The following is a 26,405-nucleotide window of genomic DNA, read 5'->3' as shown; positions in this document are numbered from 1 at the left end:
GATAGCAGGATGAACTGGTATGGAATGCGAGCACATGAAGTGGAAGAAAGAACGAATACGAATGTAAAGGTTGGACTTACAGAGAAAGAAGCAGAAGGGCGAGTAAAGAAATTTGGTACTAATGAATTAGAAGAAGCAAAAAGGCCTTCTGCACTAATGGTATTTTTAGCACAGTTTAAAGATTTCATGGTACTCGTTTTGTTTGGAGCAACAATTGTTTCTGCGTTTTTAGGTGAATACATTGATTCTATTGCTATTGTTGCCATTGTTATTATCAATGGTATTCTCGGCTTTTTTCAAGAAAGAAAAGCTGAAAAATCATTGGAAGCTTTAAAGGAACTAGCCGCTCCACAAGTTACTGTAATGCGGAATGGAAAGTGGGTAAAAGCACCATCTAAAGCACTTGTTTTAGGAGATATTATTAAGTTTTCCAGTGGTGATCGTATTGGGGCTGATGTGCGTCTTGTTGAGGCATCAAGTTTATATATTGAAGAGTCTGCTTTGACAGGGGAGTCCGTACCTGTACAAAAGAAGGTAGAAGCATTGCAAGGGCAAGATGTTGCAATTGGGGATCAAAAAAATATGGCTTTTATGGGGACAATGATTACGCGAGGATCTGGTACAGGAGTTGTTGTAGCAACTGGTATGAATACAGCGATGGGGCAAATTGCAAATATGTTGCAAAATGCAGAGCAAATGGAAACGCCACTGCAAAGAAGGTTAGAACAGCTCGGAAAAATATTAATTATTGTAGCTCTTATTTTGACAGCGCTCGTTGTATTGGCTGGTGTGTATCAAGGGAATGAAGTATATCATATGTTTTTAGCTGGCGTATCGCTAGCTGTTGCGGCTATTCCAGAAGGATTGCCAGCAATTGTTACAGTAGCTTTATCACTTGGTGTACAGCGTATGATAAAAAAGAGAGCAATTGTAAGGAAGTTACCGGCCGTAGAAACGTTAGGCTGCGCTTCTGTTATATGCTCTGATAAAACGGGAACAATGACGCAAAACAAAATGATGGTAACACATATGTGGTCAGGCGGAGAATTGTGGAAAGTGACAGGGCAAGGATATGAACCTAATGGCTCTTTTATGAAAGGTGAAAAAGAAGTGAATCCAGCTAAGACAAAATCACTTTATCAGCTACTTACATTTGGTTCACTATGTAACAATGCAAATATTATTCAAAAGAAAAAGGCGTACGTATTAGATGGAGATCCGACAGAGGGAGCGCTTGTAGCTGCAGCAATGAAAGCTGGGATAACACGTGAGGCATTAAAAGGGAAATTTAAAATTATTCGTGAATTCCCCTTTGATTCAACTCGAAAAATGATGAGTGTTATTGTACGAGATCGAGAGGGGAAAAAGTTTATTGTTACGAAAGGAGCACCGGATGTTCTTTTGCAACTGAGTCAAACAATCTTATGGGGGGATAAGCAGCAGCCGTTAAGTGAGCTATATAGAAAAGAAGTACAGGCGGCTATTCATAGCTTAGGTAGTCAAGCGCTTCGAACAATTGCAGTTGCGTTTAAACCTTTAAAAGTCACGGATTCTATTGAACATGAAAGAGACGTTGAAAAAGATTTTATGTTGGTTGGAATACAAGGTATGATTGACCCGCCAAGGCCAGAAGTGGCGCAGGCGGTAAAAGAGTGTAAAGAAGCTGGTATTCGAACAGTAATGATTACAGGTGATCATAAAGTGACAGCAATGGCGATTGCTGAACAATTAGGAGTTTTACCACCAGATGGACGCGTTGTTGAAGGAGTAGAACTCGCGAATATGGATGTGGAGGAATTAGAAAATGTTGTAGAAGATACGTATGTATTCGCTCGTGTATCACCTGAGCATAAATTGAAAATTGTTAAGGCACTGCAAAATCAAGGACATATAGTAGCGATGACAGGTGATGGAGTGAACGATGCTCCAGCGATAAAAACAGCGGATATTGGGATAGCGATGGGAATTACAGGGACAGATGTTGCGAAAGAAGCCTCTTCACTTGTTTTACTAGACGATAATTTTGCTACAATTAAATCAGCAATTAAAGAAGGAAGAAATATATATGAGAACATACGTAAGTTCATTCGCTACTTATTGGCGTCAAATGTTGGAGAAATTTTAGTTATGTTATTTGCGATGTTACTTGCATTACCACTGCCGATGGTTCCTATTCAAATTTTATGGGTGAACTTAGTTACTGATGGTTTACCAGCGATGGCATTAGGTTTGGATAAGGCTGAAGGAGATGTGATGAAGAGAACACCGCGTCACCCGAAAGAAGGGGTATTCGCTAGAGGGCTTGCGTGGAAAATAATAAGTCGAGGGTTTTTAATTGGAGCAGTGACGTTAGTGGCGTTTATTATTGCGTATAACCAACATCCAAATGAACTGAAATATGCACAAACTGTAGCGTTCGCGACGTTGGTACTTGCTCAGCTTATTCATGTATTTGATTGTCGTAGTGAGCATTCTGTCTTTCACCGTAATCCATTTGGGAACGTGTATTTAGTAGGGGCGGTTATTATTTCGTTACTACTCATGCTAGTGGTTATATATTATCCACCGTTACAACCAATCTTTAGCACAATGCCGATACAAGCAAGAGATTGGTTATTAATTGGAGGTTTGTCATCAATTCCGACTTTCTTACTAGTAGGTTCTTTATTAACAGGGAAAAAGGCTAAGAAGAAAAAGCCGATATTATATAAGAAGGGATTAAACTTGAAATAGTCAATGTTATGAAAATGTGATATAATTTACAGAAGGTAGTAGAGCCTTGTCTCTATTACCTTTTTCATTGAGTTATTTTATGGCTTGGATGTGATAAAAATGATTTCTAGTATGACAGGGTTTGGAAGATCGAAAGTAGAAAGTGATACTTTTCAAATTACAGTAGAAATGAAATCGGTGAACCACCGTTTTTTAGAGATGAGTATTCGACTTCCTAAGCAAATGATGGTATTTGAGGACAAAATTCGTAAAATAATTGCACAGCAAGTTCGACGTGGACGCATTGAAGTGTCTATTAGTATAGCGGGTGAAGGACTTGTTGAAAGAAAATTAAGTGTGAATTGGTCACTTCTTGAGCAGTACCAATCGATGATGGAAGATATAAAAGGGAAATTTCAATTACAAGATTCTATTACACTTCAGCAATTAATGGCAATGCCAGAAGTAACAGCAATTGAAGAAATAGAAAATGTAAATGAGCATTTTGAGAACAGTTTATATGAGGCTGTTCGTCAAGCTGCTCATATGTTGAAAACGATGAGAGATGGCGAAGGAGAACGATTACATAAAGATATAGCGTATCGTTTACAAGAGATTAGCAATTGTGTAAATGCAATTATTCCACATGCACCAATTGTTACACAAAAATATCGTGAACGATTAGAAAATCGCTTAAAAGAATTACATAATCAAGATCTAGATGAACAAAGATTGCTAACAGAAGTCGCAATCTTTGCAGAGCGTTGTGATATTCATGAAGAGTTAGTTCGTTTGCAAAGTCATTTAGAGCAATTTCGTGAAACATTGCAGATTGAAGAGCCTGTTGGAAGGAAAATGGATTTCATCGTGCAAGAGATGCATAGAGAAATTAATACGATTGGTTCTAAGGCAAATGACTTAACAATTTCAAAATATGTTGTAGAAATGAAAAATAACCTTGAAAAAATTCGTGAACAAGTACAAAATATTGAGTAGCTTTCAAAAAATATATAAAGTTATACGTGGTGGAGAAATCGGATAGACTTACTAGGAGGCGCAAACTATGGCCATGCGGTTTTTAAATATTGGATACGGAAATATTGTATCTGCTCATCGAATTATTGCTATTGTAAGTCCGGAGTCAGCTCCTATTAAACGAACAGTACAGGAAGCACGCGAACATAATGCTTTGCTTGATGCTACGTATGGGAGAAAAACAAGGGCGGTTATTGTTATGGATGATGGGCATGTTGTATTAAGTCCAATTCAACCAGAGACGATTGCACATCGTTTGAATAATAAAGAAGATTTAAGTGAGGAAGGGTAGGTTTTACATATTTATGAGAAGTAGAAGAGGATTGCTCATCGTTCTTTCAGGGCCTTCTGGGGTTGGAAAAGGGACGGTTCGTAAAGAGCTGTTTAGCCATGAGGATACACGTTTTCAGTACTCTATTTCAGTAACGACACGTAAGCCGCGTGAAGGTGAAGTAGATGGTGTGGATTATTTCTTTAAAGAAAGAGAAGAATTCGAGGAAATGATTCGTAATGAAAAATTACTTGAGTGGGCTGAGTTCGTAGGTAATTATTACGGAACACCGATTGACTATGTTGAAAAAACATTACAAGAAGGAAAAGATGTATTCTTAGAAATTGAAGTGCAAGGAGCAATTCAAGTTAAGAAAGCTTTCCCAGAAGGTGTATTTATTTTCTTAGCACCTCCAAGTTTATCTGAACTAAAGAGCCGTATTGTCGGACGTGGTACAGAGACTGAAGATGTTATTGAAAATCGTTTAACTGTAGCGAAAGAAGAAATCGAGATGATGGACGCTTACGACTATGTAGTAGAAAACGATCAAGTTGAATTAGCTTGTGATAGAATTAAAGCAATTGTGGTTGGCGAACATTGCCGCCGCGAAAGGGTAGCAAAATATTATAAAGAAATGACGGAGGGTCTATAATTATGTTAAATCCATCAATTGACTCATTACTACAAAAAATCGATTCTAAGTACACATTAGTAACAGTAGCTGCAAAACGCGCGCGTGAAATGCAACTTGCTAATAACTGTGTTGTAGAAAAACCTGTTTCTCATAAATGTGTAGGTAAAGCATTAGAAGAAATCGATGCAGAAGCATTAAGCTACGTACCAAGTGAAGATAAAGTAGCTGAATAAGCCTTTGCCTTCGACAAAATAAAACATAGACTTTATAATTTTCTATGTAACGGTAACAACCTATTTACAAGTAGGTTGTTATTTTTTTACGAAAGGAATGAAATATTGGTACTGACGAGCTGAGAATTCTATTTCAGTATTATAAGTTTGAAAAAGAAAGAGGACGAGTCATATGCTAAAAGGGAAAAAGATACTTCTATGTGTAACAGGAGGCATTGCGGTTTTTAAAGCAGCTGCGTTAACGAGTAAATTGACACAATCTGGCGCGATTGTAAAAGTAATGATGAGTGAGTCGGCAATGAAGTTTGTTACGCCTCTTACATTCCAAGCGCTTTCTCGCCATGATGTATATACGGATACATTTGATGAGAAAGACTCAGCTGTTATTGCTCATATTGATTTAGCAGATTGGGCGGATGTTGTACTTGTCGCACCTGCTACTGCCAATTGTATTGGAAAGTTAGCTGGTGGTATTGCAGATGATATGATTACAACTACTTTGTTAGCTACTACAGCTCCGGTATGGATTGCGCCTGCTATGAATGTGCATATGTATGAAAATAAAATAGTTCAAAAAAATATGATGACATTGAAAACGCTAGGATATACATTTATTGAGCCTGGGGAAGGCTTTTTAGCATGTGGATATGTGGCGAAGGGACGACTAGAAGAACCTGAAGCAATTATTGCACGGTTAGAGGAAGCTTTCTCAGAACACAAACCATTGCAGGGAAAAAGAATATTAATAACTGCTGGCCCAACACGTGAAAAGGTTGATCCAGTTCGTTTTATGACAAATTTTTCTTCTGGAAAAATGGGGTATGCGATTGCGGAAGTGGCAGCGAATTTAGGCGCTGATGTTATACTCGTTTCAGGACCGACAGCATTAAATACACCGTTACATGTAACGACAGTGCAAGTGGAATCTGCACAAGATATGTTAGAAGCGGTTCTTCAACATTATCAAAACGTAGACGTTGTCATTAAAACAGCAGCAGTTGCAGATTATCGTCCGAAATATGTTCATGAGAATAAAATGAAAAAGCAAAATGGTGATGCTGTCATTGAACTTGAAAGAACGGTGGATATTTTAAAAACGTTAGGTCAGAAAAAGGATAAACAGTTACTTATCGGTTTTGCTGCTGAAACGACAAATGTAGAGGAATATGCAACGAAAAAACTACGTGAGAAAAATGCAGATATGATTGTCGCGAATGATGTAAAAGCGCAAGGAGCTGGATTTGGCACGGATACGAATATTGTAACAATGTATAGAAAAGATGGAAAAGTTATTGAGTTGCCAATTTTAATGAAAAAAGAGGTAGCTCGTGAAATATTGAAGCAAATTGAAATGATGTTAGAAGATGATCGTTTATGAAATTTGCAAGTGTAATTGTTGATGTACCTGCCCGTCAGACAGATCGACCATTTGATTACATTATCCCTAAAAAATGGGAAGATATTGTACAGACAGGAATGCGTGTAGTAGTTCCGTTTGGCCCAAGAAAATTGCAAGGTTTTATTATTGGGATTAAAGATTCGGTGGATGTAGAAAGTAAGAAGTTAAAGACAATCCATGAAATATTAGATGTAACACCGGTTTTAAATGATGAATTATTAAAGCTTGGATATTGGCTTACAAGTGAAACGTTATGCTACATGATTTCAGCTTTTCAAGTGATGCTTCCAACTGCGATAAAAGCAACGTATAAAAAACGTCTACAACTTTGTAAACAGGAAGAAATAGCACCTGAAATACTATATTTATTTCAGGATAAAGAAGCAATTGATTTTGAAGTAATCGAGCAACAGCCACATTTATACCGAACTATTCAACAAGAAATTAAAAATGGTACGGTTGAAGTCGTTTATCAAGTGAAAGATAAAGTACAAAAGAAGAAGCAAAGAGTGGTTCAGCCGGAGTTGCCAGAAGATAAATTGGAATTAGCGGCATTTGAACTGAAAAGTAAAAAACAACAAGATGTACTTTATTATTTTGTGGAAAATTATAAAAGTGCACCGTTGAAAGTAATTACAGAAGAGTTACAAATAACAGATGCTCCAATAAAAGCACTTGTTAAAAAGGGATTCATTTCAGAAAAGTATGTGGAAGTATACCGAAATCCGTATGACGATGATGATTTTGAACAAACAAAACCATTTCCACTTACGGAGGAACAAAAACAAGTTATTACACCGATTTTATCATCAATTACAAATGAAACTTATAATCCATTTTTACTATATGGTGTTACAGGAAGTGGAAAGACAGAAGTATATTTACAATCTATAGCAGCAGTGCTCAAGAAAGGAAAAGAAGCTATCGTTCTTGTTCCTGAAATTGCACTAACGCCCCAAATGGTGGATCGTTTTAAAGGTAGGTTTGGCTCACAAGTTGCAGTTCTTCATAGTGCGTTGTCTGTTGGAGAAAAGTATGACGAGTGGCGTAAGATTTTAAGAAAAGAAGTGAAAGTTGTAGTTGGTGCGCGTTCAGCTGTTTTTGCGCCTTTTGAGAATTTAGGGATTATTATTATTGATGAAGAGCATGAATCAAGTTACAAACAAGAAGATAATCCGAGGTATCATGCAAGAGATGTAGCTGTCTGGAGAGGACAATATCATAAATGTCCTATCGTTCTTGGTAGTGCGACACCAACACTTGAATCGTTTGCAAGGGCGAAAAAAGGTGTTTATGAACTATTAACAATGGAAAAACGTATGAATGAACAAGCTTTACCAACGGTAGAGATTGTTGACATGCGAGAAGAACTTCGTGACGGGAATCGATCAATGTTTTCTAAGGCGCTGCATGAAAAAATAGCAGATCGATTAGAAAAGAAAGAACAAATGGTACTCTTTTTAAATAGAAGAGGTCATTCTACATTTGTTATGTGCCGTGATTGTGGGTATGTTGTTCAATGTCCGCATTGTGATATTTCATTGACATATCATAAAATGAATCATCGTTTAAAATGTCATTATTGTAGTTACGAAGAGAATATGCCAACTGAGTGTCCAGCTTGTCAAAGTACATACATTCGTTTCTTTGGTACAGGTACACAAAAGGTAGAAGAAGAAATTACAAAACTATTTCCAGAGGCACGAGTCATTCGAATGGATGTAGATACGACAAGTCGAAAAGGAATGCATGAAAAATTATTAAAGGCGTTCGGGGAAGAAAAAGCAGATATATTACTCGGAACACAAATGATTGCTAAAGGATTAGATTTTCCGAAAGTAACGCTCGTTGGGGTGTTAACTGCAGATACGATGCTTCACTTACCTGATTTTCGGGCGAGTGAAAAGACATATCAGCTATTGACGCAAGTAAGTGGACGAGCGGGTAGACATGAATTGCCAGGGGAAGTTGTGATTCAAACGTATACGCCAGAACATTACAGTATAGAGTTAGCGAAGAACCAACAATATGATGTGTTTTTTGACCAAGAAATGCAAATGAGACGAACAAGACAATATCCCCCATATTACTATGTTGTACTCGTAACTGTATCTCATCCTGAATTATTAAAAGCGGTACAAGTGACGGAAAAAATTGCCTCGTATTTACGAACGCATTGCTCACAGCAAACAATGGTGCTAGGACCAGTTGCTTCAGCGATTCCAAGGATAAAAGATAGATATCGTTATCAATGCATGATAAAATACAAACGGGAACCAAACTTAAAGAACGTGCTCAAAATGGTAAATGAACATTATCAAGCAGAAATGCAAAAAGAGCTACAAATCTCAATTGATTTTAATCCAACAATGTTAATGTAGCGGAGGGAAATATGGCAGTTTTAGAAATAATAAAGCATCCAAATGAAGTGTTAGAAACACCATGCGAAAGAGTAATTAACTTTGATAAAAAGTTAGTGAAATTGTTGAAAGATATGCATGAAACAATGTTAATTGCGGACGGAGTCGGTTTAGCTGCGCCTCAAGTAGGTGTAAGCTTGCAAGTAGCGGTTGTTGATGTCGATGATGATACTGGGAAAATCGAGTTAATCAATCCATCAATATTAGAAAAACGTGGTGAACAAGTAGGTCCCGAAGGCTGTTTAAGCTTCCCGGGACTTTATGGTGAAGTAGAACGTGCCGATTATATTAAAGTAAGAGCGCAAAATCGCCGTGGGAAAGTATTCTTATTAGAAGCGGAAGGATTTTTAGCGCGTGCAATTCAACATGAAATTGATCATTTACACGGTGTTTTATTTACATCGAAAGTGACAAGATATTATGAAGAAAACGAACTAGAATAGGTGTTAAAAGGAGCGGTTTTTAAATGATAAAAGTAGTGTTTATGGGAACACCGGACTTTTCAGTGCCGGTGCTTCGTCGTCTTATTGAAGATGGCTATGAGGTAGTAGGTGTTGTGACGCAACCTGATCGTCCAGTAGGTAGAAAAAAAGTATTAACACCTACACCTGTTAAAGTTGAAGCGGAAAAACATGGTATCCCTGTGTTACAGCCGTTAAAAATTCGTGAAAAAGATGAATATGAAAAAGTATTGGCATTAGAGCCAGATTTAATTGTAACAGCTGCATTTGGGCAGATTGTACCAAATGAAATTTTAGAAGCACCGAAGTATGGATGTATTAATGTTCACGCTTCTTTACTTCCTGAACTTCGTGGTGGTGCACCAATTCATTATGCAATTATGGAAGGTAAAGAAAAAACAGGTATTACAATTATGTATATGGTAGAAAAATTGGATGCTGGTGATATCTTAACGCAAGTGGAAGTTGAAATTGAAGAGCGTGAAACGACAGGCTCATTATTTGATAAATTAAGTGAAGCAGGAGCACACCTTCTATCTAAAACAGTACCTTTATTAATCCAAGGTAAGTTAGAACCGATTAAACAAAACGAAGAAGAAGTAACGTTTGCGTACAATATAAAACGTGAGCAAGAGAAAATTGATTGGACAAAAACAGGTGAAGAAGTATACAATCACATTCGCGGATTGAATCCATGGCCAGTTGCTTATACAACTTTAGCGGGACAAGTTGTTAAAGTATGGTGGGGAGAAAAAGTGCCTATAACTGAACCGGCTGAAGCAGGTACGATTGTTGCAATCGAAGAAGATGGTTTTGTTGTAGCAACGAGTAATGAAACAGGTGTTAAAATTACTGAATTGCAACCTTCTGGTAAAAAGCGTATGAGTTGTTCACAATTTTTACGTGGAACAAAACCTGAAATTGGAACGAAGTTAGGAGAAAATGCATGAGACAAAATGTTCGTGAATTAGCTCTTGATGGTTTAATTCAAGTGGAAAAAAGTGGTGCATATAGCAACTTACTTTTAAATAATCTAATTGAAAAAAGTGCAATTGATAGAAAAGATATTGGTTTATTAACTGAAATTGTATATGGAACGATTCAACGTCGTGACACATTAGATTATTATTTACAGCCTTTTTTAAAAAAGAAGGTTGAGGCGTGGGTAAGAGTATTGCTTCGCTTATCTTTATATCAAATGATTTATTTAGACCGAGTGCCAGAAAGAGCGGCTATTCATGAAGCGGTTGAGATTGCAAAGCGTCGCGGGCATAAAGGAATTGCTGGTATGGTGAACGGTGTATTACGTTCGATTCAGAGAGAAGGTGTACCTTCTGTAGATGAAATCAAGGATCCAGTAGAACGTCTTGCAATTACAACAAGTCATCCAGTTTGGCTTGTCCAAGAGTGGACTTCAGAATACGGTTTAGAAACTGCAGAAAAAATGTGCGAAGTAAACATGTTACCCCCTGTACCAACAGCGCGTGTGAATGTTGATAAGGTAACGGTAGAAGAAGCGATTGAGTTGTTGGCAAGTGAAGGTATAGAAGCAAAAAGTGGTGACTTATCAGATGATGCAATTCAGATTGAAAGAGGAAATGTAGCGCATACAGAAGCGTTTAAAAAAGGATTTCTTTCTATTCAAGATGAAAGTTCTATGCTTGTAGCACGCGCTTTAGAACCGAATACGGGAGATGCAGTTCTTGATAGTTGTGCTGCTCCAGGCGGAAAAACAACGCATATCGCGGAACGATTAAAGGGAACTGGTAAGGTCATGTCCCTTGATTTACATGCACACAAAGTACGTTTAATTAAACAGCAAGCAGAGCGACTTGGTCTAGAAAATGTCGAAACTAAAGCGCTAGATGCTAGAAAAGTGCAAGAGCACTTTGCAAATGAAACGTTTGATAAAATATTGGTAGATGCACCGTGTTCTGGATTTGGTGTAATTAGACGTAAGCCTGATATTAAGTTAGGAAAAGATAAAGGCGATAGTGAAAGATTATCGACGATTCAAATTGCAATACTAGAAAAAATAGCACCATTATTAAAACAAGGCGGTCGTCTTGTTTATAGTACGTGCACAATTGAGAAAATAGAAAATGAACAAGTAATAGAGAAATTTTTACAAGAACATCCTGAATTTGAATGGGATACTACGCTTAAAGAGCGTATGCCAGAAAAATTAACTCCGTATATTGATGAAGGTCAAGTACAAATTTTACCGCATTATTTTGCGACGGATGGCTTTTATATTGCTTGTTTAAGGAAGAAGGTGTAGCATCATGGAAACGACTGTAAGAAAACAAAAGAAAAATTTAGAAACGAAGAAACCATCAATTTACTCTTTACAACTTCATGAAATGCAAGATTGGTTAAAGGAACAAGGAGAACCGAAGTTCCGTGCTGGACAAATTTTTGATTGGTTATATAAAAAACGTGTAAAAAATTATGAGGATATGTCAAACCTTTCTAAAGGATTGCGTGATAAATTGTCGAATTCCTTTGATATTACTACTTTAAACACGTTAGTAAAACAAACGTCTTCGGATGGAACAATTAAATTCTTATTCCAATTATATGACGGATATTCTATTGAAACGGTATTAATGCGACACGAATATGGAAATTCCATTTGTGTAACAACGCAAGTTGGTTGTCGTATTGGGTGTACGTTCTGTGCTTCGACACTTGGTGGATTAAAGCGAAACCTAGAAGCTGGAGAAATCGTAGCGCAAGTAGTAGAAGTTCAGCGTGCGCTTGATGAAACGGAAGAACGTGTAAGTTCTCTTGTTGTTATGGGGATTGGAGAACCATTTGATAACTATGATAATTTAATGGGATTCTTACGCATCATTAACCATGAAAAAGGACTTCATATTGGTGCGAGACATATGACTGTTTCGACGAGTGGAATTATCCCGAAAATTTATAAGTTTGCTGAAGAAGATCTACAAATTAATTTTGCGATTTCATTGCATGCTCCAAACTCAGAATTACGTTCAAAATTAATGCCGATTAACCGTGCTTATAAATTACCAGATTTAATGGAAGCTATTAAATACTATGTAAATAGAACAGGGCGTCGTATTACTTTTGAATATGGATTATTTGGAGGAGAAAATGACCAAGTAGAGCATGCTGAAGAGCTTGCTGCGCTCTTAAAAGGTGTAAAATGTCATGTGAACTTGATTCCGGTAAACTACGTACCTGAACGTGATTATGTACGTACGCCACGTGAACAAATTTTCTTGTTCGAGAAAACGTTAAAAGATCGTGGAGTGAATGTAACGATTCGCCGTGAACAAGGTCATGATATTGATGCAGCCTGCGGTCAGTTGCGTGCGAAGGAGCGCAAAGAAGAGACGAGGTGACGAGATGAAAGCCGTATTTCTATCGGATAAAGGAAAAGTTCGTCAACATAATGAAGATAGTGCAGGAGTTTTTCACAATTTAGATGGAAATGTATTAGCGGTAGTAGCAGATGGAATGGGAGGTCATCGAGCTGGTGATGTAGCTAGCTCGATGGCCATTCAATTATTCCATGATTATTGGAAGCAAACACATAATATGAATGAGCCGAAAAAAGTAGAACAATGGTTACATACTAGTGTTGGGATTATTAATGAGCGTATATATGAATACGCTCAGCAAAATGCAGAATGTAATGGTATGGGAACAACGCTTATAATAGCTGTTTGTACACCAAGCTTTGTGACAATAGGGCATATAGGAGATAGTCGTTGCTATATGGTATCAGAAGGAGAAATGACGCTAGTAACGGAAGATCATTCACTTGTAAATGAGCTTGTGAAACATGGTGAAATTTCAAAGGAAGACGCAGAGTATCATCCGAAAAAGAATGTGTTATTAAGAGCATTAGGAACAGAAGAAAAAGTTGGGTTAGATGTTAAAACGTTGGTGATTGAGGAAGATGATCAATTACTTCTTTGCTCTGATGGGTTATCAAACAAAGTTTCTATTGATGATATGCGACAAATTTTACAGTTAAATGAACAGCTTGAAGGTAAAGGGCAGTGTCTCATTCAATTGGCAAATGATCGCGGTGGAGAAGATAATATCACACTTGTTCTTATTGATTATGCGGGTTCGACAAACGAAAGTAGGTGAAGTGCAACGTGCTGATTGGAAAACGCTTAAATGACCGTTATAAGCTGCTGAAAATGATTGGTGGTGGCGGAATGGCCAATGTATATTTAGCTCATGATGATATACTTGGCCGAGATGTAGCGGTAAAAATATTAAGACTCGACTACTCAAATAACGAAGAGTTTATTAAACGTTTCCATCGAGAAGCGCAGTCTGTTACAACGTTGTCGCATCCAAATATTGTGAATATGTATGATGTCGGAGAAGAAGATGGTATATACTATCTTGTCATGGAATATGTACCAGGGCAAACATTGAAGCAATACATAATTGAGCGAGGGATGTTACCTATAGGAGAAGCTCTTGATATTATGGAGCAGTTAACATCCGCTATGGCACATGCCCATCATTTTGAAATTGTGCATCGTGATATAAAGCCGCACAATATTTTAATTCGAGCTGATGGAATAATAAAAGTAACAGATTTTGGAATTGCGACAGCTACAAGTGCAACAACAATTACACATACAAATTCAGTGCTTGGTTCAGTCCATTATTTATCACCAGAACAGGCACGTGGCGGGATAGCAAATAAACAATCAGATATCTATTCTCTTGGAATAGTTATGTTTGAATTGTTAACAGGAAGACAACCGTTTTCTGGCGAATCTGCTGTTGCTATAGCTTTAAAACATTTACAAAGTGAAATCCCATCACCAAAAAGATGGAATGAAAATATTCCGCAAAGTGTTGAAAATATTATATTAAAGGCAACTGCAAAAGATCCGTTTCACCGATATCAATCTGCCAATGCGATGAAGCGAGATATTGAAACTGCGCTATATCCAGAGAGGATAAATGAGCAACCATTTTACATACCGGAAGATATGGAAGCGACGAAAGCGATTCCGATTATTCAACAAGAACAATTATTTGAAAATGTAAGTGATGAAACGATTGTTTTAAAAGGGAGTAAGGTGGAAGAACCGATAAGAGCAGAAGCAGCTGAGTTAGATAAGAAGAAAAAACGGAGTAACAAGTGGCTTAAAGTTTTAATTTCAACATTTTTATTTTTAGCAATAGGAATAACATTAGCACTTACGGTTATTCCAGGATTATTTATTCCGAAAGATGTGAAAGTTCCTGATGTGGCTGGTATGAAATACACGACAGCTGTAAATACATTAGTAGAAAAGGGCTTTGAGGTGACGGAGCCTAATATTGTATATACAGATGATGTTGAAGTTGGGGATGTAATAAAAACGGACCCTGTAGCAGGAAGAGTCGTAAAAGAAAACGCTAAAATTACTATCTATCAATCAGGTGGAAAAAAGAAAAGTAAGATGGCAAATTTCACAGGTCAAAACTTTGAGAGTGTAAAAGCTGAGTTAGAAGAAAAATATAAACAAGTTACGGTAAATTATATTGAAAATGATAAGCCGAAAGGTGAAATTGTAGAACAAATTCCGACGCCTGATCAGATGGTTATAGAAGCGGAGCAAGAACTGAAAATCTGGGTAAGTAAAGGGCCTTATCAAATTAGACCAGGTGACTTTTCGGGGTGGACTGAAAATAGTGTAACTGGTTATTTGAATGAGAGAAAACTAACGTCAGATATAAAACGAGAGTATTCAGATACAGTCGAAAAAGGACTTGTAATTTCGCAATTTCCAAAACCAGGTACACCATTAAAAGAGGGAGATAAAGTAACTATTATTATCTCTGATGGTCAAAAGCCTAAAGTGACTAAAACGGTAAAAGTGGACAATATCTCTATCCCATATGAGCCTGCTGTAACAGGTGAAAAAAAGCCGCAAACAATAGAAATTTATAAAGAAGACATGCAGCAAAAAATGGATAGACCGGTTGAAACGAGAACAATTACTGAATCAGCGACTATTTCTTTAGAATTTGTAATTCAAGAAGGTTCAAAGGGACACTATAAAATTGTACGGGATGGAGTAACGATTATTGATAAAGAAGTACCATATCCAACTCAATAATAGTGAAAGTCTACTTATTATTATTGCCTGTTATGCTGTCTACAAAGTGGACGGTATAGCAGGCAAAAATATATGATTCAAAAAGCTAGTAAAGTGATGCAGCTGTAAATATTTTTTTGCATTTAATGGGAAATTCAATGTATATTAGCGAAAGTATATATGGTAGGTTTTGAAATCGTTATTTGGAAAATTTAAATCCATTCATTTTTAAATTCAGCATCACCTTATACAAAAAAGGAGAATTCTATGCCAGAAGGAAAAATTATAAAAGCTTTAAGTGGGTTTTATTACGTGCAGCATGAAGAAGGGGTTACGCAATGTCGTGGGCGAGGTGTATTTAGAAAAAATAAAATTACACCACTTGTAGGAGACCAAGTTGTTTTTCAGGCAGATAATCCAACTGAAGGTTATGTGCTTGAAGTGTTTGATCGAAAAAATGAACTTGTTAGACCTCCTATTGCTAATGTCGATCAAGCGATCCTTGTGTTCTCTGCAGTAGAACCAGATTTTAATCCTGGACTGTTAGATCGATTTTTAGTGCTGATTGAATATCATAACATTAAGCCAATTATTTGTATTAGCAAGATGGATTTAGTAGATGAAAAGATGAAAGCAACTGTTGAAGCTTATGCGAATGATTATCGTGAGATGGGTTATGATGTTTTATTTACTTCTATTAATACTTCAGAAAGTATTGATATATTAAAACCATACTTAGAAAATTGTGTTTCTGTCGTTGCGGGCCAATCTGGTGTTGGGAAATCTTCAATGCTTAATGTGCTACGTCCAGAATTAGAGCTGAAAACAAATGATATTTCTTCCCATTTAGGACGCGGGAAGCATACGACAAGACACGTAGAATTAATTGCAATTGGGAGTGGACTAGTAGCAGATACACCGGGTTTTAGTTCACTAGATTTCATTGATATAGAAGTAGAAGATCTTACATATTGTTTTCCAGAGTTGAAAGAAGCGAGCCAATACTGTAAATTTAGAGGGTGTACACATCTTTCTGAACCGAAATGTGCGGTGAAAGCTGCGGTTGAAGAAGGGAAGATTACAGAATATCGCTATAAGAACTATAAACAATTCGTAGAAGAAATTAGAGAGAGAAAGCCGAGGTATTAGTTATGATTAAAATTGCACCATCGATTTTATCAGCAGATTTTTCAAAATTAGGGGAAGAGATTAAAGATGTAGAAAAGGGCGGAGCGGATTACATTCACGTTGACGTAATGGATGGACATTTCGTACCAAATATTACGATTGGACCGTTAATTGTAGAAGCAATCCGTCCGATTACATCATTACCATTAGATGTACATTTAATGATTGAAAATCCTGATAACTATATCCCGACTTTCGCACAAGCGGGAGCGGATATTATTACTGTTCACGTAGAGGCGTGTCCGCATCTACATCGTACAATTCAGTTAATTAAATCTCATGGTATTAAAGCGGGCGTTGTATTAAATCCACATACGCCAGTTTCAGTGATTGAGCATGTATTAGAAGATATAGATATGGTATTACTTATGACAGTAAACCCTGGATTTGGTGGACAGAAGTTTATCCATTCTGTATTACCGAAAATTAAACAAGTTGCAGACATGGTGAAAGAGCGCAATCTAGAAGTGGAAATTGAAGTTGATGGTGGTGTAAATGCTGAAACAGCAAGACTTTGTGTGGAAGCAGGAGCAAATGTACTTGTAGCTGGGTCAGCAGTATACAATCAAAAAGACCGCGGTGAAGCAATTCGCGTAATTCGTGGGTAGTGATGAACTTTTATCCTAGTAAGGCATTTATAGGATAGGATAAAAATATGTAAAAAGGCAATCTACCGAATGGCAGATTGCCTTTTTACAATGGAAGGAGAAGAAAAAATGATTATTCATATTTTGGCAGGAGGACCTTCGGAATATTGCGCAGATTTTGCTCGATACGAGAATGAGGAAGTAGTGTGGGCAGCGGTTGATAGGGGAGTATACCGTCTATTAAAGAAAGGGATTACCCCGGCTGTTGCGTTTGGAGATTACGATTCAGTTACTGAAGAAGAATTAGTATGGATGGGACAGCAAACGAACGAATTACATATTGTTCCGCGGGAAAAAGATCAAACGGATTTAGAAATTGCAATCAACTGGGCATTAGAACAGAAGCCGACACTAATTCGTATTTTTGGTGCTACTGGTGGAAGGCTTGATCACGGTTTGGCAAATATACAGATGCTTTTAAAAGGGTTAGAAGTAGAGATAGAAATGTGTATTGTGGACAATAAAAATGAAATAACAGTTAAAAAAATGGGTACACATATAATTGAAGAAAATAAAAATTTTCCTTATGTATCTTTTGTACCAGTTACTGAAATAGTGGAAGGGATTACATTGTTTGGTTTTAAGTACCCTCTTACTAATAAAACAATAGAGTGGGGATCAACACTTTGTATTAGTAACGAACTCGTTGAGGAAAAAGGTACTTTTTCATTTACTTCTGGCATATTAATGTTGATAAGAAGCACTGATTGAAGAAACAATTTTGCTCCTTACATCATATAGTGACCAAGTGGAGTAATGGGGATTAGGAGGGAAACCATGAGATTTTATACAATTAAGTTACCTAAATTTCTTGGTGGAATAGTTCGTGCAATGTTAAATACCTTCAAAAAAGATTAAAAAAAGCACCTATCACCGGTGCTTTTTCCATTGTTATAGTAAAAAAAGAGCCTATCGGCTCTTTTTTTTATTATTAAACACGTTCGATTTTGCCAGATTTTAATGCTCTAGCAGAAACGTAAACACGTTGAACTTTTCCGTCGATGCGTACGCGAACTTTTTGAAGGTTAGCGCCCCACTTACGTTTTGTAGCGTTCATTGCGTGAGAACGAGAGTTACCAGAACGAGCTTTTCTTCCAGTAATAGCACAAACACGAGCCATTTATATTTCCCTCCCTTGATACCTTACCATACGTAATTTTTCAATGTTAGTCTTTTATGCGATGCTAAAAACACTACTATAATTTAACACAACTAAAAAGAGAATGCAACACCGTAGAAAAAAGAAATCAAGAAAATTTACTTGACACTATATGTCAATGAAGAAAAGTTGAAATCCATAAAAATTGCTTGACATATTATAGTGGTACATGTTGTATAATAACAATGGACTATTTTGCTCATCATAAAAAAGTGTAATTTAAAACATAAAATATGAGAGTGAAAAGAAAGAACGATGGAATTTTCTTTAAAAAGATTATATGATAGTAACTAAAGTAGTCTAGCTCACTTTCACCATTTATGAAGGGGGAAACGAGATGTCAATTGAAATTAAAACGAAGTACGGTCAAATTGATATTAGTACAGATGTAATTGCAACAATTGCTGGAGGTGCCGCGGTAGATTGCTACGGTATCGTAGGTATGGCATCAAAAAATCAGTTAAAAGATGGATTAACAGACATTTTACGAAAAGAAAACTTCACTAGAGGTGTTATTGTTCGTAAAGATGAAGATGAAGTACATATTGATATGTATATTATTGTGAGCTATGGTACGAAAATTTCAGAAGTGGCACATAATGTGCAGACGAAAGTGAAATATACATTAGATCAAACTGTAGGACTAGCAGTAGATTCTGTAAACATCTACGTACAAGGAGTTAAAGTAATAAACTTGTAATGTGCATTAAGGAGGAAAATCTGTGTCAATTCAAAAAATTGATGGAAAACGTTTATCACAAATGATCATGCAAGGAGCGAATAATTTAACAAACAATGTTCAGCTTGTTGATGCATTAAACGTATTTCCAGTTCCAGATGGCGATACCGGTACAAACATGAACTTATCTATGACTTCAGGTGCGCGTGAAGTGAAAGCAAACCCTTCACAGCATGCTGGTAAAGTCGGCGTAAGTTTAGCCAAAGGATTATTAATGGGAGCTCGTGGTAACTCTGGAGTTATTTTATCTCAGTTGTTCCGTGGTTTCTCTAAATCCATTGAACAAAAAGAAGAATTAACAACAGTTGATTTTGCTGCAGCACTAGAAGCTGGAGTAGAGGCGGCTTATAAAGCGGTTATGAAACCGATTGAAGGAACGATTTTAACGGTTGCAAGAGAAACGGGTAAATATGCAGTAACAGTTGCGAAAAAACAGCGCGACTTTGTTTTGTTTATGGAAGACGTTGTGAAAGAAGCAAACGCATCGTTAAATCGTACGCCAGATTTATTACCTGTATTAAAACAAGTTGGCGTTGTAGATAGCGGTGGTAAAGGTCTTGTAGTGGTATACGAAGGATTTTTAGCTGACTTAAAAGGAGAAACGATTTCTTCTGATGCACCGACGCAACCATCTATGAATGAAATGGTACGCGCAGAACATCACCGTAGTGTACAAAGCCAATTGAGTACAGAAGATATTAAGTATGGATATTGTACGGAGTTCATGGTGAAATTAGAGGCTGAAAAGGTGAAAGAGCATAATTTCTCTGAACAAAAATTCCGTGAAGATATTAGTGTATATGGTGATTCTCTACTAGTTGTGTCTGATGATGAAATTGTAAAAGTTCATATCCATGCAGAACATCCTGGAGACGCTATGAACTACGGGCAAAAATACGGTAGTTTAATTAAGATTAAAGTAGAAAATATGCGTGAACAGCATACTGCTTTATTAGATGAACCTACTATGGTTCCTGAACAACCAGCTCAATCGAAAGAAAAACAACCATATGGTATCGTAACTGTAGCTATGGGGTCTGGTATTAAAACTTTATTTGAGAGCATCGGCGCAACGAAAGTTATCGAAGGTGGTCAAACGATGAATCCAAGTACGGAGGATATCGTGAAGGCAATTGAAGAAGCAAATGCTGAAAAAATCATTATTTTACCGAATAACGGAAATATTGTAATGGCAGCAGAACAAGCGGCATCAGTTGTAGATCAAGAAGTTATTGTTGTTCGTTCGAAAACAGTTCCTCAAGGTATGGCAGCAATGTTAGCATTTAACCCAGTTGGAACGTTAGAAGAGAATGAAGAAAACATGCAAGAAGCTTTATCTCATGTGAAAACAGGTCAAATTACGTATGCTGTACGTGATACGGAAATTGATGGTGTAGCAATTCAAAAAGATGATTTCATGTGTATTGCAGATGGGAAAATTGTATCTACAAATGCTGAAAAAGTAGGAGCTGCGAAGCAATTACTAGAAGCGCTTATTGATGAAGATTCTGAAATCGTAACGATTCTACAAGGTGAAGATGCAACTGACGAAGAAGTAGCGGAGTTAGTTGAATTTGTAGAAGAGAAATTTGAAGATGCAGAAGTAGAAGTGCATGCTGGAAACCAACCAGTGTATTCTTTCATCTTCTCTGTAGAATAAGATAAGATTCGTTTTGAAAATAAATGGATTACTTACTTGCTAATGGATAAGAAGTAGTAATATGAAGGTTATTACTAGTTTTTATTCAAAAGGCTAGCATATTGAAGAGAGAAAAGAGCCTTGCTGCTAATAGTGAGGCTCTTTTTTACTTGTTTTATATAAGGGATTTGAGTAGTTTCTCTTAGAATGCCTATGATAGAATATATAAGGTGAAAGAGAGCGATTACAGATGCTAATTGGTACTCAAATAAAATGCAATAAAGAAAATAATGTGACGGGGTGTGAGAATCTTGAATGATGTTGTACAAGTTCCTGTTACGGATGTAAAGGGGATAGGAGGAGAAACATCTGAGTTACTACATGAGATGGGTATTTATACAGTTTCTCATCTATTAGAACATTTTCCGTACCGTTATGAAGATTATGCGATGAAAGATCTTGCTGAAGTAAAGCATGATGAACGTGTAACGGTTGAAGGGAAGATTCATAGTGCTCCTTTGCTGCAATATTATGGTAAGAAGAAATCGCGTTTAACAGTTCGTGTTCTCGTCGGTCGTTATTTAATTACGGCGGTATGTTTTAATAGGCCTTACTATAAGCAAAAATTAAAGTTAGATGAAACGGTAACGATTACTGGTAAATGGGATCAACATCGTCAAACAATTGCTGTATCAGAACTTCATTTTGGGCCGGTTGTACGTCAACAAGAAGTGGAACCTGTTTATTCAGTAAAGGGGAAACTTACAGTAAAACAGATGCGTCGTTTTATTGCTCAAGCGTTAAAGGAATATGGAGATTCTATAGTCGAAGTGTTACCGGATGGTTTGTTAGGGCGATATAAATTATTACCAAGATATGAAGCGCTTAGGGCATTGCATTTTCCGGTAGGACAGGAAGATTTGAAGCAAGCGCGTCGCCGTTTTGTATATGAAGAATTTTTCTTATTTCAGCTGAAAATGCAAACGCTCCGGAAAATGGAGAGGGAAAATTCAAAAGGGACGAAGAAAGAGATTCCGTCAGTAGAATTACAAGAATTTATCGATGCACTGCCGTTTCCATTAACGGGTGCGCAGCACCGAGTTGTAGATGAAATTTTGAAAGATATGACATCTCCTTATCGGATGAACCGACTATTGCAAGGTGACGTTGGTTCTGGGAAAACAGTTGTTGCTGCGATTGGCCTTTATGCATCGAAATTAGCTCATTATCAAGGTGCTTTAATGGTTCCTACAGAAATTTTAGCTGAGCAACATTATCAGTCGCTTGCTGAAACGTTTTCGCATTTTGGTATGAAGGTGGAACTGTTAACAAGTTCTGTTAAAGGTGCGAGACGTCGAGAAATTTTAGCGAAGTTAGAACAAGGAGAAATAGATATTCTTGTTGGAACGCATGCCTTAATTCAAGATGAAGTTATATTTCATAGGTTGGGTCTCGTTATTACAGATGAACAGCATCGATTTGGTGTAGCGCAGCGCCGAGTTTTACGGGAGAAAGGTGAAAGTCCAGATGTATTATTTATGACAGCGACACCAATTCCGCGTACGCTTGCAATTACTGCATTTGGAGAGATGGATGTTTCGATAATCGATGAGATGCCAGCAGGTAGAAAGGTGATTGAAACATATTGGGCAAAACATGATATGTTAGATCGCGTTCTCGGTTTTGTTGAAAAGGAGATAAAAAAAGGAAGACAGGCATACGTTATTTGTCCTCTAATTGAAGAATCTGAGAAACTTGATGTGCAAAATGCTATCGACTTACATAGTATGCTGACGCATCATTACCAAGGGAAATGCCAAGTTGGATTGATGCATGGGAGATTATCGTCTCAGGAAAAAGAAGAGATAATGGGACAGTTTAGTGAAAATAAAGTGCAAATTCTTGTATCGACAACAGTTGTTGAAGTAGGTGTGAACGTACCGAATGCGACTGTAATGGTTATTTATGATGCAGAACGTTTCGGTTTATCGCAGCTTCATCAGCTTAGAGGGCGTGTCGGCCGTGGTAGTGAGCAATCATATTGTTTATTAATAGCAGACCCTAAATCAGAAACAGGGAAAGAAAGAATGCGCATAATGACTGAAACAAATGATGGATTTGTATTGTCAGAAAAAGATTTAGAATTACGAGGTCCTGGAGATTTCTTTGGGAGTAAGCAAAGTGGCTTACCAGAATTTAAGGTTGCTGACATGGTACATGATTATCGAGCGTTAGAAACAGCAAGGCAAGATGCGGCGATACTAGTAGATTCAGAAGCGTTTTGGCACAATGATCAGTACGCTGCCTTGCGTACGTATCTTGATGGGACAGGGGTGTTCCAAGGAGAGAAGCTCGATTAAAGGGAGTCAACAAAATTTTTTGTTGCATTCTACTTTTAATGATTATATACTACTGTTAGTACCTAGTCATAAAAATGGATGGTGCGGTATGAAAAAAAGAAGAAGTAAAAAAGAAAGACAAGAGTTATTACAACAAACAATCGAATCAAATCCTTTTATTACGGATGAAGATTTAGCGGAAAAATTTCAAGTGAGTATACAAACAGTACGACTTGATCGTATGGAATTGTCTATTCCTGAATTAAGAGAGAGAATTAAACATGTAGCTACAAAGCAACATGAAGAAGATGTGAAATCTTTACCGTTAGAAGAGGTTGTTGGAGAAATTATTGATATTGAATTAGATAGACATGCAATCTCTATCTTTGAAGTAAAGGTAGAACATGTATTTAAAAGAAATCAAATTGCCCGTGGGCATCATCTGTTTGCGCAAGCAAACTCACTAGCTGTTGCAGTTATTGATGAAGAATTAGCTTTAACTGCAAAGTCTACCATTCGATACATTCGCCCTGTAAAATTAGGAGAGCGTGTTGTTGCAAAAGCGCGCGTTGAAGATGTAGAGAATGATAAGGGACGGACGGTTGTCAAAGTGCGTAGCTTCGTTGGAGAAGAACTTGTTTTTACAGGCACTTTTGAAATGTATCGATCTAGTAATTATAGTGAGGAAGGTAACAACTTATGAAAATCGCAATAGATGCAATGGGCGGAGATCACGCTCCAAAGGCTGTAGTATTAGGGGCAATGAAAGCTATTAAGGAATATTCTGATTTACATATTACGTTAGTAGGGAAAGAAGAGGAAATTCGTCAATACTTAACGAGTGATGAACGAATTACTATTCTTCATACAGACGAAAAAATAGAATCAACGGAGGAACCAGTAAGAGCGGTTCGTCGAAAAAAACAAGCTTCAATGGTGCTTGCGGCACAACAAGTAAAGGATGGAGAAGCAGACGCTTGTATATCCGCAGGTAGTACAGGAGCTTTAATGGCAGCTGGATTATTTGTTGTCGGTCGTATGGAAGGAATTGAGCGACCAGCTTTATCGCCTACAATGCCAACTGTAGATGGAAAAGGTTTTGTTATGTTAGATGTTGGAGCAAATGTTGATGCAAAACCAATTCATTTATATCAATATGCAGTAATGGGATCTGTTTATGCTGAGAAGGTAAGAGGAATTGAAAATCCTCGCGTTGGACTATTAAACGTTGGAACAGAGGATGGAAAAGGAAACGAGCTTTCAAAGCAAGTATTTGCAATGCTTAAAGATGCGCCAATTAATTTCGTTGGGAACATTGAATCAAGAGATTTATTGCAAGGTGTAGCAGATGTTGTTGTATGTGATGGTTTTACAGGGAATGTAGCGTTGAAATCATTAGAGGGAACAGCACTTGCGCTATTCTCTATGTTGAAAGAACAATTAATGAGTTCATTTACGAGTAAATTAGCAGCGGCGGTATTAAAGCCAAAACTTATGGTATTAAAAGATAAAATGGATTATTCGGAGTATGGAGGAGCTGCATTATTTGGATTGAAAGCACCTGTCATTAAGGCTCACGGTTCTTCTAATGACCAGTCGATATTTAGTGCGATTCGTCAAACGAGAGAAATGGTAGCGAAAGAAGTAATTCCTACGATTTCAAGCGTAATGGAGAAAGAGTCACTCCAATAAGAGGAGGATTTGAAATGGGAAAAATAGCATTTCTTTTTCCGGGCCAAGGTTCACAGGCAGTTGGAATGGGTAAACAATTAGCAGAGAATAATAAAGAGGTTGCAAAAGTGTTTGCAAAAGCAGATGAGGTGTTGCAAGATTCACTTTCAGAAGTGATTTTTGAAGGACCGCAGGAAAAGCTTACATTAACAACAAATGCGCAGCCTGCATTATTAACAACGAGTTTTGCTATTTTGACAGCTTTGAAAGAGTATGACATTACACCTGACTTTGTCGCTGGTCATAGTTTAGGTGAATATAGCGCTCTTGTAGCAGCTGGTGCATTAACTTTTGAAGATGCGGTATATGCTGTAAGGAAACGCGGGGAATATATGGAAGAAGCTGTTCCGGGCAGGGAAGGTGCAATGGCAGCTATATTAGGTGCTGACCCACATATGCTGAAACAAGTTACAGAAGAAGTAACAAGTGAAGGATATGCAGTGCAAATCGCTAATATGAATAGTACGAAGCAAATTGTAATTTCTGGAACGAAGCAAGGCGTAGAGGTTGCTTCTCAAAGAGCGAAAGAAAATGGTGCAAAGAGAGCAATTCCACTAAAAGTAAGTGGGCCATTCCATTCTTCACTTATGAAGCCGGCAGCTGAGAAGTTTCAAAGTGTTTTGAATGAAATTACAATTCATGATACGAACATTCCTGTTATTGCAAATGTTACGGCGGATGTTATTACACGTGGTGCCGACATTCAAGAAAAGTTAATCGAACAGCTTTATTCGCCTGTATTATGGTACCCGTCTATTGAATGTATGGTGAAGCAGGGAGTAGATACATTTATTGAAATTGGGCCTGGAAAAGTACTTGCTGGACTTATGAAGTCAATTGATTCATCAGCGAAAGCATATGCGATATATGATGAAGAGACATTAAAAGATACCATTTCAAATTTGAGAGGAGAAAACTGATGTTAAAAGGGAAGGTAGCATTAGTAACTGGCGCTTCACGTGGAATTGGTCGCGCGATTGCGATCGATTTAGCGAAACAAGGGGCAAATGTAGTAGTAAATTATGCAGGTAATGAACAAAAAGCAAATGAAGTAGTAGATGAAATTAAGAAATTAGGTTCTGATGCAATTGCGGTAAAAGCAGATGTTGCAAATGCTGATGATGTTACAAATATGGTGAAACAAACAGTAGATACATTTGGACAAGTTGATATTCTTGTAAATAATGCTGGTGTAACAAAAGATAATTTATTAATGCGTATGAAAGAAGAAGAATGGGATACAGTTATTAATACAAACTTAAAAGGTGTATTCTTATGTACAAAAGCAGTATCTCGTTATATGATGCGTCAACGTCACGGTAGAATTATAAATATCGCTTCTGTTGTGGGTGTTATAGGAAACCCAGGGCAAGCTAATTATGTTGCTGCTAAAGCGGGTGTTATTGGATTAACAAAAACATCTGCAAAAGAGTTAGCAAGTCGAAATATTACTGTGAATGCAATTGCGCCGGGCTTTATTGCGACTGATATGACGGATGTACTAGATGAGAATATTAAAGCTGAAATGTTAAAAGTTATTCCAGCTGCTCAATTTGGTGAAGCGAAAGATATCGCGAATGCTGTAACGTTTTTTGCTTCTGATCAAAGCAAATATGTTACAGGTCAAACGTTAAATGTTGATGGCGGTATGGTAATGTAATAAAAGAATCGATTTCACCTAGTTTTTTTGGTCAATATTTAATATA

The 26,405-nt window shown here is 37.2% G+C and carries 25 protein-coding genes; 24 read left to right on the top strand and 1 reads right to left on the bottom strand.

What is annotated here, in order from left to right; all coding sequences use genetic code 11:
* The first annotated feature begins 9 nt into the window (after positions 1-9).
* From ACXKY9_RS18780 to spoVM, 17 genes are all read left to right on the top strand, one after another.
* Positions 10-2,733 (top strand): calcium-translocating P-type ATPase, SERCA-type, encoded by a 2,724-nt coding sequence (locus ACXKY9_RS18780; protein ID WP_001104780.1) that lies wholly within the window; start codon positions 10-12, stop codon positions 2,731-2,733.
* A 99-nt stretch (positions 2,734-2,832) separates the two neighbouring features.
* A complete protein-coding gene (locus tag ACXKY9_RS18775) occupies positions 2,833-3,708 on the top strand; it encodes a YicC/YloC family endoribonuclease (protein WP_000625869.1) in 876 nt (291 codons plus the stop codon).
* A 67-nt stretch (positions 3,709-3,775) separates the two neighbouring features.
* Complete coding sequence (gene remA, locus ACXKY9_RS18770; protein WP_001251456.1) at positions 3,776-4,039, top strand: extracellular matrix/biofilm regulator RemA; 264 nt, start codon at positions 3,776-3,778, stop codon at positions 4,037-4,039.
* 13 nt (positions 4,040-4,052) lie between these two features.
* On the top strand, positions 4,053-4,670 hold the full coding sequence (gene gmk, locus ACXKY9_RS18765; RefSeq protein WP_001257741.1) for a guanylate kinase: 618 nt from the start codon (positions 4,053-4,055) through the stop codon (positions 4,668-4,670).
* A gap of 2 nt (positions 4,671-4,672) precedes the next feature.
* Entirely contained in the window at positions 4,673-4,885 is a 213-nt protein-coding gene (gene rpoZ, locus ACXKY9_RS18760; RefSeq protein ID WP_000933960.1) for a DNA-directed RNA polymerase subunit omega, read from the top strand.
* Between the two features lie 172 nt (positions 4,886-5,057).
* Positions 5,058-6,263, top strand: a complete 1,206-nt coding sequence (gene coaBC / locus ACXKY9_RS18755) for a bifunctional phosphopantothenoylcysteine decarboxylase/phosphopantothenate--cysteine ligase CoaBC (RefSeq protein WP_000911753.1) — start codon at positions 5,058-5,060, stop codon at positions 6,261-6,263.
* Entirely contained in the window at positions 6,260-8,665 is a 2,406-nt protein-coding gene (gene priA / locus ACXKY9_RS18750) for a primosomal protein N' (RefSeq protein WP_000666715.1), read from the top strand. Before coaBC ends, priA begins: the two co-directional genes overlap by 4 nt.
* An 11-nt stretch (positions 8,666-8,676) precedes the next feature.
* Complete coding sequence (def, locus tag ACXKY9_RS18745; protein WP_000279455.1) at positions 8,677-9,147, top strand: peptide deformylase; 471 nt, start codon at positions 8,677-8,679, stop codon at positions 9,145-9,147.
* Between the two features lie 23 nt (positions 9,148-9,170).
* On the top strand, positions 9,171-10,115 hold the full coding sequence (gene fmt / locus ACXKY9_RS18740) for a methionyl-tRNA formyltransferase (RefSeq protein ID WP_000598804.1): 945 nt from the start codon (positions 9,171-9,173) through the stop codon (positions 10,113-10,115).
* Positions 10,112-11,446 (top strand): 16S rRNA (cytosine(967)-C(5))-methyltransferase RsmB, encoded by a 1,335-nt coding sequence (rsmB, locus tag ACXKY9_RS18735; RefSeq protein ID WP_001249668.1) that lies wholly within the window; start codon positions 10,112-10,114, stop codon positions 11,444-11,446. Before fmt ends, rsmB begins: the two co-directional genes overlap by 4 nt.
* A gap of 4 nt (positions 11,447-11,450) precedes the next feature.
* Positions 11,451-12,539: a dual-specificity RNA methyltransferase RlmN gene (gene rlmN, locus ACXKY9_RS18730; protein WP_000450541.1), complete on the top strand. Its 1,089-nt coding sequence runs from the start codon at positions 11,451-11,453 to the stop codon at positions 12,537-12,539.
* Positions 12,540-12,543: 4 nt separating this feature from the next.
* Positions 12,544-13,296: a Stp1/IreP family PP2C-type Ser/Thr phosphatase gene (locus ACXKY9_RS18725; RefSeq protein ID WP_000648703.1), complete on the top strand. Its 753-nt coding sequence runs from the start codon at positions 12,544-12,546 to the stop codon at positions 13,294-13,296.
* Between the two features lie 8 nt (positions 13,297-13,304).
* Positions 13,305-15,278, top strand: coding sequence for a Stk1 family PASTA domain-containing Ser/Thr kinase (pknB, locus tag ACXKY9_RS18720; protein ID WP_000904748.1), 1,974 nt, complete (start codon positions 13,305-13,307; stop codon positions 15,276-15,278).
* A 246-nt stretch (positions 15,279-15,524) separates the two neighbouring features.
* Positions 15,525-16,406, top strand: a complete 882-nt coding sequence (gene rsgA / locus ACXKY9_RS18715) for a ribosome small subunit-dependent GTPase A (protein WP_001113932.1) — start codon at positions 15,525-15,527, stop codon at positions 16,404-16,406.
* 2 nt (positions 16,407-16,408) lie between these two features.
* Entirely contained in the window at positions 16,409-17,053 is a 645-nt protein-coding gene (rpe, locus tag ACXKY9_RS18710) for a ribulose-phosphate 3-epimerase (RefSeq protein ID WP_000589974.1), read from the top strand.
* 69 nt (positions 17,054-17,122) lie between these two features.
* Entirely contained in the window at positions 17,123-17,803 is a 681-nt protein-coding gene (locus ACXKY9_RS18705) for a thiamine diphosphokinase (protein WP_002132739.1), read from the top strand.
* Between the two features lie 66 nt (positions 17,804-17,869).
* Positions 17,870-17,950, top strand: a complete 81-nt coding sequence (spoVM, locus tag ACXKY9_RS18700; protein WP_001213599.1) for a stage V sporulation protein SpoVM — start codon at positions 17,870-17,872, stop codon at positions 17,948-17,950.
* Positions 17,951-18,023: 73 nt separating this feature from the next.
* Here the strand turns inward: spoVM and rpmB are convergent, their stop codons facing one another.
* A complete protein-coding gene (gene rpmB / locus ACXKY9_RS18695) occupies positions 18,024-18,212 on the bottom strand; it encodes a 50S ribosomal protein L28 (RefSeq protein ID WP_000124776.1) in 189 nt (62 codons plus the stop codon).
* Positions 18,213-18,588: 376 nt separating this feature from the next.
* On the opposite strand from rpmB, the gene ACXKY9_RS18690 reads away from it, so the two are divergent.
* The 7 genes from ACXKY9_RS18690 (at position 18,589) to fabG (ending at position 26,359) form a co-directional block, all read left to right on the top strand.
* The gene (locus ACXKY9_RS18690; RefSeq protein WP_000021109.1) at positions 18,589-18,951 is read left to right on the top strand and encodes an Asp23/Gls24 family envelope stress response protein; all 363 of its coding nucleotides are present in this window, start codon (positions 18,589-18,591) and stop codon (positions 18,949-18,951) included.
* A 22-nt stretch (positions 18,952-18,973) separates the two neighbouring features.
* Entirely contained in the window at positions 18,974-20,650 is a 1,677-nt protein-coding gene (locus tag ACXKY9_RS18685; protein ID WP_000027129.1) for a DAK2 domain-containing protein, read from the top strand.
* A 290-nt stretch (positions 20,651-20,940) separates the two neighbouring features.
* Entirely contained in the window at positions 20,941-22,989 is a 2,049-nt protein-coding gene (recG, locus tag ACXKY9_RS18680; protein WP_001000811.1) for an ATP-dependent DNA helicase RecG, read from the top strand.
* Positions 22,990-23,077: 88 nt separating this feature from the next.
* Positions 23,078-23,671 (top strand): transcription factor FapR, encoded by a 594-nt coding sequence (gene fapR / locus ACXKY9_RS18675; protein ID WP_000747349.1) that lies wholly within the window; start codon positions 23,078-23,080, stop codon positions 23,669-23,671.
* Entirely contained in the window at positions 23,668-24,660 is a 993-nt protein-coding gene (gene plsX, locus ACXKY9_RS18670) for a phosphate acyltransferase PlsX (protein ID WP_000684098.1), read from the top strand. Before fapR ends, plsX begins: the two co-directional genes overlap by 4 nt.
* Before the next feature lie 14 nt (positions 24,661-24,674).
* On the top strand, positions 24,675-25,619 hold the full coding sequence (fabD, locus tag ACXKY9_RS18665) for an ACP S-malonyltransferase (protein WP_000515905.1): 945 nt from the start codon (positions 24,675-24,677) through the stop codon (positions 25,617-25,619).
* Positions 25,619-26,359 (top strand): 3-oxoacyl-[acyl-carrier-protein] reductase, encoded by a 741-nt coding sequence (fabG, locus tag ACXKY9_RS18660; protein ID WP_000911768.1) that lies wholly within the window; start codon positions 25,619-25,621, stop codon positions 26,357-26,359. Before fabD ends, fabG begins: the two co-directional genes overlap by 1 nt.
* Positions 26,360-26,405: the final 46 nt, after the last annotated feature.

This window comes from Bacillus sp. 2175, from assembly GCF_057812155.1.
The sequence above is the reverse complement of the archived record's forward strand: the minus strand, read 5'-3'. Positions and strand labels throughout refer to the sequence as shown.

Excerpts from the sequence above, each read along its gene's own strand:
- rsmB (WP_001249668.1), top strand. The coding sequence starts at position 10,112 with ATGAGACAAAATGTTCGTGAATTAGCTCTTGATGGTTTAATTCAAGTG.
- rpoZ (WP_000933960.1), top strand. The coding sequence starts at position 4,673 with ATGTTAAATCCATCAATTGACTCATTACTACAAAAAATCGATTCTAAG.
- plsX (WP_000684098.1), top strand. The coding sequence starts at position 23,668 with ATGAAAATCGCAATAGATGCAATGGGCGGAGATCACGCTCCAAAGGCT.
- fmt (WP_000598804.1), top strand. The coding sequence starts at position 9,171 with ATGATAAAAGTAGTGTTTATGGGAACACCGGACTTTTCAGTGCCGGTG.
- rpe (WP_000589974.1), top strand. The coding sequence starts at position 16,409 with ATGATTAAAATTGCACCATCGATTTTATCAGCAGATTTTTCAAAATTA.
- remA (WP_001251456.1), top strand. The coding sequence starts at position 3,776 with ATGGCCATGCGGTTTTTAAATATTGGATACGGAAATATTGTATCTGCT.
- coaBC (WP_000911753.1), top strand. The coding sequence starts at position 5,058 with ATGCTAAAAGGGAAAAAGATACTTCTATGTGTAACAGGAGGCATTGCG.
- rlmN (WP_000450541.1), top strand. The coding sequence starts at position 11,451 with ATGGAAACGACTGTAAGAAAACAAAAGAAAAATTTAGAAACGAAGAAA.
- priA (WP_000666715.1), top strand. The coding sequence starts at position 6,260 with ATGAAATTTGCAAGTGTAATTGTTGATGTACCTGCCCGTCAGACAGAT.
- ACXKY9_RS18775 (WP_000625869.1), top strand. The coding sequence starts at position 2,833 with ATGATTTCTAGTATGACAGGGTTTGGAAGATCGAAAGTAGAAAGTGAT.
- fabG (WP_000911768.1), top strand. The coding sequence starts at position 25,619 with ATGTTAAAAGGGAAGGTAGCATTAGTAACTGGCGCTTCACGTGGAATT.
- fabD (WP_000515905.1), top strand. The coding sequence starts at position 24,675 with ATGGGAAAAATAGCATTTCTTTTTCCGGGCCAAGGTTCACAGGCAGTT.
- ACXKY9_RS18705 (WP_002132739.1), top strand. The coding sequence starts at position 17,123 with ATGGCAGATTGCCTTTTTACAATGGAAGGAGAAGAAAAAATGATTATT.
- rsgA (WP_001113932.1), top strand. The coding sequence starts at position 15,525 with ATGCCAGAAGGAAAAATTATAAAAGCTTTAAGTGGGTTTTATTACGTG.
- ACXKY9_RS18690 (WP_000021109.1), top strand. The coding sequence starts at position 18,589 with ATGTCAATTGAAATTAAAACGAAGTACGGTCAAATTGATATTAGTACA.
- rpmB (WP_000124776.1), bottom strand. The coding sequence starts at position 18,212 with ATGGCTCGTGTTTGTGCTATTACTGGAAGAAAAGCTCGTTCTGGTAAC.
- ACXKY9_RS18725 (WP_000648703.1), top strand. The coding sequence starts at position 12,544 with ATGAAAGCCGTATTTCTATCGGATAAAGGAAAAGTTCGTCAACATAAT.
- fapR (WP_000747349.1), top strand. The coding sequence starts at position 23,078 with ATGAAAAAAAGAAGAAGTAAAAAAGAAAGACAAGAGTTATTACAACAA.
- ACXKY9_RS18780 (WP_001104780.1), top strand. The coding sequence starts at position 10 with ATGAACTGGTATGGAATGCGAGCACATGAAGTGGAAGAAAGAACGAAT.
- spoVM (WP_001213599.1), top strand. The coding sequence starts at position 17,870 with ATGAGATTTTATACAATTAAGTTACCTAAATTTCTTGGTGGAATAGTT.
- def (WP_000279455.1), top strand. The coding sequence starts at position 8,677 with ATGGCAGTTTTAGAAATAATAAAGCATCCAAATGAAGTGTTAGAAACA.
- gmk (WP_001257741.1), top strand. The coding sequence starts at position 4,053 with ATGAGAAGTAGAAGAGGATTGCTCATCGTTCTTTCAGGGCCTTCTGGG.